Below are 12,457 nucleotides of genomic sequence, written 5' to 3' on the forward strand. Positions count from 1 at the left end.
AGATTTACTGACAAGTTTTAGTCATATAAAACAAAAATCCCGGAAATTGATTTCCGGGATTTTTTATGTCTGAATAACTTATTATTCTATTTGAAGATATAGCTTAAGCTTAGACTGATCACCTGCTCAGACTTGCCTTTGTTGCTACCTCCTTTTTCTTTGGCAAGATCAGGATAAGTATCTGAAAGACCAAGATCATATTTAAGAGCTAATTCCAGCTGTCTTTTATAGCTATAACCTACTCCTAATCCAAGGGCGAAATTAAAGCTTGCTGCTTTTCCGCTAACTCCTGCTGGATATGTAGAGTCTGTAATAACATAATCCGGGTCATAATAAGGTCTTCCTACCGGTGCATTCTTAACATTCTGATTCATCAGGAAGTTAAATCTTGGTCCTATCATTCCAAAGAATTCTGAAGCTGCTTCAGAAAAATATCCTTTAAAATAGATGGGCACACTCAGGTAGTTGTTTCCATATACTGCATCATAACCGTCTTTTCCTTTAGCGTCCTTATCTTTCCCCGTTTCTCCTGCACCGTAGTACACGATTTCCGGCTGGATGTAGAACTGGTTGGCTTTCCCGATCGGGATAAGAGCCAAAGCTCCACCCTGAAAGGCAAATCTGGCACCAGAAGGATTATGGGCATTTCTTACTCTGGAATAGTTACCGCCTGCCGTGACACCAAATCTTGTACTTTTAAAGTCGATCTGGGCAAAAGACAGGGTTGAAAGGGTCAATGCTGAGGTTAATAAAAGTTTTTTCATATGTTTTGTTTTGTATAGCTATTATCCAAGAACTTTAGCAACGGTAACTCCGATATCAGCAGGAGAATCTACCACGTTGATTCCGTTCTCTCTCATGATCTGCATTTTTGCCTGAGCAGTATCTTCATCACCTCCTACGATAGCACCAGCGTGTCCCATAGTTCTTCCTTTAGGAGCTGTTTGTCCAGCGATAAATCCTACAACCGGCTTAGTAGATCCGCTAGCTTTGTACCATCTTGCAGCTTCAGCCTCAAGACCACCACCGATTTCACCGATCATTACTACTGCTTCAGTTTCAGGGTCGTTGATGAATAATTCAAGAGCTTCTCTTGTTGTTGTTCCAATGATTGGGTCACCACCGATACCGATTGCTGTAGAAACACCGAAACCGGCTTTTACTACCTGGTCAGCAGCTTCATAAGTAAGCGTACCTGATTTTGAAACGATACCTACTTTACCTTTTTTGAAAACGAATCCTGGCATGATACCAATTTTAGCTTCTTCAGAAGTAATGATTCCCGGACAGTTTGGACCGATTAATCTACAGTCTCTGTCAGCGATGTAAGATTTTACTTTCACCATATCCGCTACAGGAATACCTTCAGTAATACATACGATAACTTTGATCCCTGCTTCAGCAGCTTCCATGATCGCATCAGCAGCGAATGCAGGTGGTACGAAAATGATACTTACATTAGCTCCAGCTTTTTCAACAGCGTCAGCTACTGTATTAAATACAGGTTTTCCCAAGTGCTCAGATCCTCCTTTTCCTGGAGTTACTCCTCCTACTACGTTGGTTCCGTATTCAATCATCTGACCTGCGTGGAAAGTACCTTCGTTCCCTGTAAATCCTTGTACAATTACTTTAGAATCTTTGTTTACTAAAATTGACATTTTATTGATGTTTTAATTTATTTAAATATTTTATTAATGCTCACAAATTTACTTATTTTTCTTTGATTTTATACAAAACCAAGAGAATAGTTTATTTGAGATTTCTCAGCTTTACTTCTTTTTTCAGATAGCCTTTAAAATCTTCTGCAAACATCCCGATGTAGGTTCCTTTTTTAAGATCTCTGTTCACTCCTGTTTTACCCAGAAGGACAGATCCTGCTTCGATTTTGTTACCAGAAGCAATGCCCACCTGGCCCCAAAGCGTCACCTCATCTCCAATGACACAGCATCCTGCGATTCCCACCTGTGAAGCGATCAGGCATTTTTTCCCGATCACGGTGTCATGTCCGATCTGGATTTGATTATCCAAAACAGATCCTTCCCCGATGACCGTGGAATCTGTCACCCCTCTGTCGATGGTGCAGTTGTTTCCGATCTCTACATTGTTTTCAATAATGACATTTCCAACAGAGATCAGGCGGTCAAAATTTCCGTCCAGTTTTCTGTAGTAAAAAGCATCACCTCCCAATACGGTTCCGGACTGGATGATGACATTATCACCGATTTCGGTTCTGTCACCGATCACCACATTAGGGAAGATAAGGCTATTTTTCCCGATCTTCACATTGTTTCCAATGACTGCAGTAGAGTGGATTCTTGTTCCCTCTCCTATTTCAGCATCGTGAAGTTCTTCGGTGAAATTATATATTCTCGTAAAGTGAGTATTGATTTTATTAAAGTCTCTGAAAGGATCATCAGAAACCAAAAGGGCTTTTCCTTCCGGACATTCTACCTTTTTGTCGATCAAAATAATCGTAGCGGCGGAATTCAGCGCTTTATCGTAATATTTCGGATGGTTGACAAAAACGATTTCACCCGGTTTTATCATATGAATTTCATTGGTTCCTAATACTTCAAAGTCTTCGGGGCCAACAAATTCGGAGCCTATTAAATCGGCAATGGTTTTGAGCTTTTGCGGAGAATGGAATCTCATAACAATAGATTTTCTTATAAAAACAAAATTCGGACTGCTAGTGCAAACCGAATTTATGTAAATTTTATGATTATTTTACTCTTTCTAAGTAGCTACCGTCTTCCGTATTTACTTTGATTTTGTCACCTGGCTCGATGAATAATGGAACCATTACTCTTGCTCCGGTTTCAACGATCGCATTTTTAAGAGCGTTAGTTGCTGTATTTCCTTTGATTCCCGGATCAGCTTCGATTACTTCAAGATAAACCGACTGGGGAAGTTCAGCAGAAAGTGGAGTTTCGTCCACTTCTTTCAAGATAATCGTTACTTCTTCACCAGCTTTCATGAACTGAGAATTTTCGATCATTTCTTTATCCAAGTACAATTGAGAAAAGTCATCATTATTCATGAAGTGGAAACCATTCTCATCATCGTAAAGATACTGGAACTTTCTGGTGATCACTTTTACTTCTTCAATTTTGTGTCCTGCAGAAAAAGTATTATCAAGAACTTTTCCGTTCGTTACCGATTTTAGTTTTGTTCTTACGAAAGCAGGTCCTTTCCCTGGCTTTACGTGCATAAATTCAACTACTTTGAAAATATCATTGCTAAACTCGATGCAAAGTCCTTTTCTTATATCGTTACTTGTTGCCATTAATGTATGTTATCTTTTTTATTTTAGTTTTTATTGCGGTCAATAAATTTGACTTATTATCCGTCTTTTTTTTCGCTATTAGTTGCTATCCTTGGTAGTTCCGTATCCTTTCACAATACCTCTTGGAGAGTTCTGGATAAACTGAAGAATTTCATCTCTTTCAGCAGTGGGAAGCATCTCTTTTTCAATAAATGCCAAAGCCTGAGAAACGTTCATCTTCATCTGGAAGATTGCTCTGTAGATTTTCTGGATTTCAAAGATTTTCTCATTGGAATATCCTCTTCTTCTTAGTCCTACGGAATTGATCCCGGCATAAGAAATCGGGTCTCTTGCTACTTTTACGTAAGGCGGAATATCTTTTCTGATCAAAGATCCTCCGGAGATCATGGTATGTTTTCCGATCTTACCAAACTGTTGTACTGCAGATAATCCTCCCATTACGGTAAAATCACCTATTTCTACGTGTCCTGCAATACCACATCCGTTAGCGATGATCACATTGTCACCGATAATACAGTCATGTGCGATGTGAGAAGTTGCCATAATAAGGCAATTACTGCCGACTTTGGTAAATCCTAACGCTTTGGTTCCTCTGTTGACAGTGACACATTCTCTTAGAGTCGTATTATCTCCAATAATGGTCTGTGTATCTTCACCGTCAAATTTCAGATCCTGAGGGATCGCAGAAATTACAGTTCCCGGAAAAATTTTACAATCCTTTCCTATTCTTGCTCCATCCATGATGGTAACATTCGGTCCGATCCAGGTTCCTTCTCCTATTTCCACGTCCCCTGCAATTGTAGTAAAAGGTTCTACAATAACATTTTTGCTGATTTTTGCGCGTTTATCTACGGCGGCTAATTGATGAATCATTTAATCAACTTTATTTTTTGCAACTTGAGCCATTAACTCTGCTTCTACAACCACGGTACCTCCTACATATCCATATCCTTGCATATGTACGATACCTCTTCGGATAGGCTCTATCAATTCAATTTTGAAAATAATAGTATCACCGGGAACTACTTTTTTCTTGAATTTCACTTTATCGATTTTGATAAAATAAGTAGAATAATTTTCCGGATCCGGAACACTTGCCAATACAAGGATACCTCCTGTCTGGGCCAAAGCTTCTACCTGAAGAACTCCAGGCATCACAGGCTCCTTAGGGAAATGTCCTACGAAGAAAGGTTCGTTCATGGTTACATTTTTCAAACCCACGACATGAGAATCTGAAAGTTCAAGAATTTTATCGATCAATAAGAACGGAGGTCTGTGCGGCATAAGACGCATAATTCCGTTGATATCAAAAACAGGTTCTTTGGTAAGGTCAAAATCAGGCACGTTTTTCTTTTTCTGAAGTTTCCACTGACGGTTCAGTTTTTTTGCAAACTGGGTATTTACATAATGCCCAGGTTTGTTTGCAATGACTTTACCTTTTATTTTTACACCAGCCAAAGCCAGATCACCAATTACATCAAGTAATTTATGTCTTGCCGCTTCGTTCGGATAGTTTAATGTAAGATTGTCCAGAATACCATTCGGTCTGATAGAAACATTGTCCTTTCCGAAGGCTTTTTTCAATTTCTCTGTAGTTTCAGGAGTGAGATCCTTATCTACATAGACAATCGCATTAGAGATATCTCCTCCTCTGATCAATCCGTGATCCAACAACATTTCAAGCTCATGTAAAAAGCTGAATGTTCTTGCAGAAGAAATTTCGTCTTTAAATTCAGAAATATTTTTAAGGGTTGCATTTTGGGTTCCCAATACTTTGGTTCCAAAATCTACCATGGTAGTCACTTCATAAGTATCAGAAGGGATAATCGTAATTTCTGATCCTGATGCAGGGTCTGCATAGCTCAGAACTTCTTTGATCACCAGGTATTCTCTGGCTATATTCTGCTCCAGGATACCTACACTTTCAATAGCTTCAACAAAGAATTTTGAAGATCCATCTAAAATTGGAGGCTCTGAAGCATCCATTTCCAGAATAGCGTTATCTACATCACATCCTACCAACGCAGCCAAAAGGTGCTCACAGGTAGTAATTTTTACGCCCAGTTTTTCTAATGTTGTTCCTCTTTCTGTAGCTACTACATAATTAACGTCAGCTTCTACCTGAGGATGTCCCTCCAGGTCTGTTCTTACGAACACAAAACCGGTATTTTCTTTAGCAGGTTTAATGGTAAGTTTTACTTCTTTACCAGTATGAAGGCCAATTCCAGAAAGCGTTACTTCTTCCTGGAGTGTTTTTTGCATATCACTCATTAGTTTTATCTTTTGAGGTATCCTCAAGATTATTTATTCTTCGTACAATTTCAGTAAAATTTCTGAAATGTACATAGTTTCTAAGATAGTCGTTATAACTTATTGCCGGAGATCCATACAGCGTTTCTCTATCACTAACGCTTGAATTCACCCCACTCTGAGCCTGAATTTTAACCTGGTTGCCAATTTTGATATGGCCTACCACTCCTACCTGTCCTCCGATCTGGTTCCAGTCTCCGATGGTTGTAGAACCTGCGATTCCAGCCTGTGCTGCAATAACGTTGTTCTGACCGATCTTCACATTATGAGCGATCTGGATCAGGTTATCGATCTTCGTTCCTTTTCCGATGATGGTGGAACCGATTGTAGCTCTGTCGATGCTACAGTTTGAACCGATTTCTACGTCGTCTTCAATGATTACATTACCCAGCTGAGGAATTTTTTTGAATCCTTCAGCGGTAGGCTGAAAACCGAATCCGTCGCCACCTACAACCGTGTTGGAATGAATCACACAGTTGTCCCCGATAATACAGTAGTCATAGATTCTGGCACCACTGTCAATTTTACAGTTTTTACCGATCTTTACTCCTTTACCGATATACACATGCGGATAAATCTGCGCCCCTTCTCCGATCTTAGCTTTCTCCGAAACATAAGTAAATGCCCCGATGTAAGCCTTATCACCGATCACAGCAGTTTCATGAATAGAGGAACCGGTTTCGATTCCTTCTTTTCTTCCCTGCATTTCCTGATACAGATTCATTAAGATCTGGAAAGAAAGATATGCATCCTTTACAACAATTAAGGTAGGATTATAATTATTTTTGTCTATAAGTTTTTCCGAAACAATAATAACGGAGCATTTTGAGGTATCTAAAAAATGCGAAAATCGATCTTGTGCTATAAAAGAAAGATGCCCTGATTCACCATTCTCAATTGGTGAAACCCCAGTAATAACCGTACTTTCGTCGCCTATTATTTGTCCGTCAATAAAACTTGCAATTTGCGAAGCTGTAAATTCCATATTCTGCAAAGATAAGAAATTCTGTAATTCGCAAACATTTTTTGATTTTAGGAACGTGAATTTTAATATTATTTAAGAAATTATGTTGGAAATATCCCTTGGAAAAGTGAGAATATATCGGGCCGTCTTATGAACCATAAGGCCCGACAACAATTGGTCCTGGGACTCTTCCAGCCTTATCTTTTTGCCATCTTTCTGAAGAAGGTAAATCGGCTGCTTTTCGGTATCATACGGCAGTAATTTTCTTTTTATTTCATGCACAAGCTCCTTTCCATTATCGATTCCGAAAAATTCATTGGTCTTTTTTATTTTTTCTTCAATAAATTCCGGATCAAAAGGACGAGTAGAAATAACGGTTTTGGGAAGATTTCGCTGAATGACGCACCTACACCAATAAGAAAGGATAAAGTCATCAGAAGTCTGCCAGGATTTCATGGCATGAATTATATCATTATCATCAAGCTGGTTAAACCGATAAATATCCTCATCGGTCGCTGAACTTTTTGCACGGTGCAGAAAATATGTAAGATTCTCCCCTGCCGGCAGATCCATACCCTGCGAAACCAGATATTTTGCTCGCTCCAGGATCTTAACCAAAAGAAACTCAGCCAGTGCCGAGGTTTTATGATAATACACCTGCCAGTACATAAACATTCTGGCCGTCAGAAAATTTTCAATAGAATACACGCCTTTAGCATCAATGACCAATTCGCCTTCACTAGAGACATTCATCATCGAAATAATTCTCTGTGTATTAATATTTCCTTCTGAAACACCCGTAAAAAAGCTGTCTCTATTTAAATAATCCAGTCTGTCGACATCAAGCTGCGACGAAATAAGCTGGTTGAAAAATTTCCTATGGTATTTCCCCTGAAACATTTCGATTGCTACAGAAAGCTGGCCTCCAAACTCTTCATTTAATTTATTCATCAGCAACAGCGAAAGTTTTTCGTGGTGCCAGTCGTCCATCAGCATATTTTCCAGGGCGTGGGAAAACGGTCCGTGTCCGATATCGTGCATCAGAATCGCAAGCATCGCGCCTTTTTCTTCCTCTTCGGTGATCTTAATTCCTTTCTGACGCAGGGTTTCCAATGCTGTAAACATCAGATGCATTGCTCCCAGGGCGTGATGAAATCTTGTGTGCGTAGCTCCGGGAAAGATGAGATTCAACAGTCCGGTTTGCCCTATCCTCCGCAATCTTTGAAAGTAAGGATGTTCGATAACATCAAATAAAATTTCGTGTGGGATTCTGATGAAACCATGAACGGGGTCGTTGATGATCTTTAGCTTGTTCTGCATTGAAAGGTTGATATTAGTAAACAAAGTTAGGGATTTTAAATTTTAGCCTTATTTAATTTTCATTCATAATCATCTAAAAACGAACCGGAATCAAAAAAAACCCGGAATATGTCCGGCCATTTCATTAAATTTAAGTATATTAATTTTTAGAAATTATTCCTCCCATAAATTAATCAGCGCGAATAATTATTTTTCATCCAACACGCAAAACTATGAGTGACAAAAAATTTAATATTGCTATTCTTATTGATGGTGATAATGCTCAGGCCAAACTATTAAAAGAAACCATTGAAGAGGTTTCAAAATATGGCAAAGCTACGATCAGGAGGATTTATGGTGACTGGACTTCCCAAAGTATGAATTCCTGGAAAGATCTTGTTAATCTCTATTCCATCAATCCTATTCAAAAATTTTCATATACCAGCGGGAAAAACTCAACGGATGGAGCCATGATTATTGATGCTATGGATATTTTGCACGGGAAAAGTGTTGAAGGTTTCTGTATCGTGTCAAGTGACAGCGATTATACCGGCCTGGCCAAAAGGATCCGTGAGGAAGGACTTTTCGTCATGGGTATCGGAGAGAAAAAAACGCCTGAAGCTTTTGTGAAATCCTGCGATATATTTACTTATACTGAAAATATTACCCCAAAAATAAAAAAGGAGCCAAAAGCTGAAAACCACAAGATCAAAGAAAACAAAACTGAAGATCCGGTAAAAAAAGAAACTGTTATTTCTAAAATTCCTGACTTTCAAAGCTTTTTATCCCGGAAAGACGAGGAAACGATTTCAAAAGCATTTGAAATTTCAGCCAATGAAAATGACATGGCTTTTATTTCTACGCTTGGTACCAATATCAGAAAGATCGATCCCAGTTTTGACTCAAGAACGTATGGATATTCTACGTTATCGAAATTATTTGATGACCTTCCTCATTTTGAAGTGGTGAGAAATGAGACGAACCATCCTTTAGTGAAAAAAAAATAGTTTTTATCAGCAACTCTCATTAGAATTGAGACTAAAATCCACGAGACTATTTCTGTTTAAAAATATAAGATGTCCTTTCATAAGCTTTTACCATATTTTATGAATCTAACCTACGTTAAGCTTTGCGTGATATTGGTTTTACATTTACCTTTGATCGCTTTAATAAACTAGTATCCCTTCATGAAAAGCTTATTCATTTTCATCCTATCATTTTTAAGTATCCCTTTTTATGCACAAACTTTATCTGAGACCCAAAAACTGGAGTCACTTTGTAAAGTCTGGGGATTTTTAAAATATTACCATCCTCATGTGGCAAAAGGAAATTTTGAATGGGACCGGGAACTTTTAAAGAAAATTGATGAACTTGATCATATCCAGAACAAAGATCAATTGAATGAATTGTATTTTAAATGGATCAACAACCTGGGAAAAGTTGATGAATGTAAAAAATGTTCCACAGAGAATAAGGAGAAGGTTTATTTTTTGAGAAATTTTGATCTGAACTGGATGAATGATCAACATCTGTTCAATGAAAAAGTAAGCCGTCAGCTTTCGTTTATTCAAAACAACAGAAATCTTGGAAGTAATCATTATATCGGAAACGGTGGAAAAAAGGTTTATTTCAAAAATGAGAATTCATACGGTTCAAAATTTACGTCTAAACAGACGAGCCTTTTGGAACTTTTCAGATACTGGAATCTGGTAGAGTATTTTTTTCCTTATAAATATCAGACGGATCAGAACTGGAATGATGTTTTAACTGAGATGATCCCGAAATTCCTTAATGCCAATACTGACGAAAGCTATCATCTTACCCTTGCTGAACTGGTAACCAAAGTGGATGATTCCCATGCTTTTTTGTATTCCCCTTTGATCAATGCCCATCAGTATGGGAGAAGAAAAGTTCCTGTAGAATATACGTATGCGGAAGGAAAATTGGTGGTAACAAAGATTCTTAGCAATAAATTCAACGAAGAAATTCCGTTGAAAAAGGGTGATGTCATTTATGATGTAAATGGCCGGACGATCCCACAAATGGTGAACAGTTTTGGAAAATATGTTCCTGCCTCCAATTCATGGGGGAAAATTACAAAAGTGAAAAGTCTTTTTCTTTTCAGTAATACTGATTCTCTTACGATTAAAATTGAACGGGACGGCCAGAATCTGAGTTTGACAACCAAAACCTATCTTCTCAAAGATATCGTCTGGGAAAAGCCACCAGCTGTGCAAAAATGGAAGTTTCTGGATGCAGAGCAAAAGACAGGGTATGTGAATATGGGGATCATTGAAAAGAGCGATCTGGACGATATGTACAGGGAATTAAAATCCGCAAAGTCCATTATTTTTGATCTGAGAAATTATCCCAAACAGACCATTTTTCCCTTAAGCAAGATGATTCTGCCGGAAAAATCAATTTATTATCAATTTAATTTTCCGGAGACCAATTATTTGAGTAAATTTTATAGCGCAAAAAATACCATCGGCAGAAAGAATCCGGATTATTATAAAGGGAACGTAGTGGTTTTGGCAGATGAGAACACGCAGAGTCAGGCAGAAACTACCACGATGATGTTTAAACAGCATCCGAAAGCCAAAGTTATCGGGAGCAATACTTCAGGGGCAAATGGTGACATTATCAGGTTTAAGATTGCAGACCTGGACACGTGCTTTACAGGATTGGGTGCTTATTATCCGGACGGAAGAGAGACCCAGAGGATAGGAATCATTCCTGATATAATGGTAAAACCTACCGTAAAAGGCGTAAAGGAAGGAAAAGATGAAGTTCTGGAAAGAGCTTTAGAATATATAAAGACCGGTTTTTAAATAGATTAAATAGAAGTAATGATTCACCGGATTTTCATTTAACTAATATTTAACTATTATTCTCTCTAATTTGTGAGAATTTAAAAGGAATTGGTCAACATTTTGATACAATAACCATGTAAAAAATTAAATTATGTCGGAAAAGATATTATGGATAGATGATGAAATAGATTTACTCAAACCCCATATCGTATTTTTAGAAAAAAAAGGTTACCACGTAACCCCTGTTAATAATGTGAACGAGGCTCTGGAACTAATGGATTCAGAAAAGTTTGCATTAACGCTTATCGATGAAAATATGCCCGGCATTTCGGGACTGGAAGCCATTCCCATGATTAAAGAGAAAGACAACTCTTTAAAGATCGTGATGGTTACAAAAAGTGAGGAGGAACATATTATGGAAGAAGCCATCGGATCTCAGATCGCTGACTACATTCTTAAGCCTGTAAATCCTAACCAGATTTTACTCTCATTAAAAAAGAATCTGCAGGAGGACAATCTTGTGGAGCAAAAAACAATTCTTCAGTACCAGCAGGAATTCAGAAACCTGTCTATGGAACTTTCTTATCTGAGAACCTATCAGGAATGGGCAGAATATTATAAGAAAATCTTAAGCTGGGAAATCAAGTTTGATAAAGTAGCGGATAATGAATTTGCAGATCTGTTGCAGTCGCAAAAGGAGGAAGCTAATATTCAGTTCGCTAAATTCATTGAAAAAAATTATGAGGGCTGGCTTACGGATTCCGACAAACCGATGATGAGCCACACGCTTTTCAAAGAAAAAATCAAATCTGAAGTAGAAAAGGACAAAGTTCTTCTTTTGATGGTAGATAACCTTCGTTTTGACCAGTGGAAAGTGATCGAACCTTTATTCACAAAATACTACAATAAAGTTTCTGAAGATTATTATTACAGTATTCTTCCTACAGCTACACAGTACGCAAGAAATTCTTTCTTTGCCGGCCTTATGCCGTCTGAGATAGAAAAACGTTTTCCGGACAAATGGTTCAATGATAATGAAGAAGGAAATAAGAATGAATTTGAGCGTGACTTCCTTGAAGATCAGATGAAGAGAATCGGGCTTGGATCTAAATCAATGAAATATCTTAAAGTTCTGAATGCAGATTTTGAGCGTAAGATCTACGATGATTTTAATCAGCATAAAAACAATGATCTTTTAGTCATTGTTTACAACTTTATCGACATCCTTTCGCATGCCAAGACGGATAATCATATTGTAGATCAGCTGATCCGTGATGATAAAACGTTCAGATCTCTTACCTATAACTGGTTTGAAAATTCATCCATCTTAAAAATCATTAAGTTAGCAGCCGAAAGCGGTTACAAACTGGTGATCACTACAGACCACGGAACCGTGTATGTTAAAAGACCTAGTAAAGTAGTGGGTGACCGTGAAACATCAACGAATATCCGTTATAAAACAGGGAAAAGCTTGACGTATGATGACAGCGATGTATGGGCCATTACCAATCCTGAAAAGCTGTTCCTCCCAAAAGGAAATTTAAGTTCGAAATATATTTTTGCGAAAAACAATATTTTCCTGGCTTATCCTAAGAATTACAATCATTTTGTAAATTACTATAAAGAAACCTACCAGCATGGTGGAATCTCATTGGAGGAATGTATTATTCCTATCAGCATTTTAGAACCCAAGTAGTTTTTTTCATAGTTTATTTAAAATTTTGGGTTTAAGGCGGCAAAAATCATTCGATTTTTGCCGCTTCTTTTTTTCAGCCTCTTTTAAAA

Annotated in this window: 11 protein-coding genes; 3 read left to right on the forward strand and 8 right to left on the reverse strand. The window is 37.9% G+C overall.

Annotation, left to right across the window (positions count from 1 at the left end; all coding sequences use genetic code 11):
- Positions 1-86: 86 nt before the first annotated feature.
- The 8 genes from N0B48_RS22230 to N0B48_RS22265 form a co-directional block, all read right to left on the reverse strand.
- The gene (locus N0B48_RS22230) at positions 87-764 is read right to left on the reverse strand and encodes a porin family protein (protein WP_259841645.1); all 678 of its coding nucleotides are present in this window, start codon (positions 762-764) and stop codon (positions 87-89) included.
- A 21-nt stretch (positions 765-785) separates the two neighbouring features.
- A complete protein-coding gene (gene sucD, locus N0B48_RS22235; protein ID WP_259841646.1) occupies positions 786-1,658 on the reverse strand; it encodes a succinate--CoA ligase subunit alpha in 873 nt (290 codons plus the stop codon).
- A gap of 91 nt (positions 1,659-1,749) precedes the next feature.
- The gene (locus N0B48_RS22240; RefSeq protein WP_259841647.1) at positions 1,750-2,652 is read right to left on the reverse strand and encodes a UDP-3-O-(3-hydroxymyristoyl)glucosamine N-acyltransferase; all 903 of its coding nucleotides are present in this window, start codon (positions 2,650-2,652) and stop codon (positions 1,750-1,752) included.
- Positions 2,653-2,722: 70 nt separating this feature from the next.
- The gene (gene efp, locus N0B48_RS22245; protein WP_259841648.1) at positions 2,723-3,286 is read right to left on the reverse strand and encodes an elongation factor P; all 564 of its coding nucleotides are present in this window, start codon (positions 3,284-3,286) and stop codon (positions 2,723-2,725) included.
- Between the two features lie 78 nt (positions 3,287-3,364).
- Entirely contained in the window at positions 3,365-4,159 is a 795-nt protein-coding gene (lpxA, locus tag N0B48_RS22250) for an acyl-ACP--UDP-N-acetylglucosamine O-acyltransferase (RefSeq protein ID WP_259841649.1), read from the reverse strand.
- Positions 4,160-5,557, reverse strand: a complete 1,398-nt coding sequence (locus tag N0B48_RS22255; protein ID WP_259841650.1) for a bifunctional UDP-3-O-[3-hydroxymyristoyl] N-acetylglucosamine deacetylase/3-hydroxyacyl-ACP dehydratase — start codon at positions 5,555-5,557, stop codon at positions 4,160-4,162.
- Positions 5,550-6,581, reverse strand: coding sequence for a UDP-3-O-(3-hydroxymyristoyl)glucosamine N-acyltransferase (gene lpxD / locus N0B48_RS22260; RefSeq protein ID WP_259841651.1), 1,032 nt, complete (start codon positions 6,579-6,581; stop codon positions 5,550-5,552). Before lpxD ends, N0B48_RS22255 begins: the two co-directional genes overlap by 8 nt.
- 72 nt (positions 6,582-6,653) lie before the next feature.
- On the reverse strand, positions 6,654-7,880 hold the full coding sequence (locus N0B48_RS22265) for an HD domain-containing protein (protein ID WP_259841652.1): 1,227 nt from the start codon (positions 7,878-7,880) through the stop codon (positions 6,654-6,656).
- A 212-nt stretch (positions 7,881-8,092) separates the two neighbouring features.
- On the opposite strand from N0B48_RS22265, the gene N0B48_RS22270 reads away from it, so the two are divergent.
- The 3 genes from N0B48_RS22270 (at position 8,093) to porX (ending at position 12,368) form a co-directional block, all read left to right on the forward strand.
- Entirely contained in the window at positions 8,093-8,866 is a 774-nt protein-coding gene (locus N0B48_RS22270; protein WP_259841653.1) for an NYN domain-containing protein, read from the forward strand.
- Between the two features lie 180 nt (positions 8,867-9,046).
- Positions 9,047-10,690, forward strand: coding sequence for a S41 family peptidase (locus N0B48_RS22275; RefSeq protein WP_259841654.1), 1,644 nt, complete (start codon positions 9,047-9,049; stop codon positions 10,688-10,690).
- Positions 10,691-10,823: 133 nt separating this feature from the next.
- Positions 10,824-12,368 carry a T9SS response regulator signal transducer PorX gene (gene porX / locus N0B48_RS22280; protein WP_259841655.1) on the forward strand — a complete coding sequence of 515 codons (1,545 nt, stop codon included), beginning with the start codon at positions 10,824-10,826 and terminating at the stop codon, positions 12,366-12,368.
- Positions 12,369-12,457: the final 89 nt, after the last annotated feature.

The organism is Chryseobacterium herbae (assembly GCF_025154075.1).
GTDB classification, from domain to species: domain Bacteria; phylum Bacteroidota; class Bacteroidia; order Flavobacteriales; family Weeksellaceae; genus Chryseobacterium; species Chryseobacterium herbae.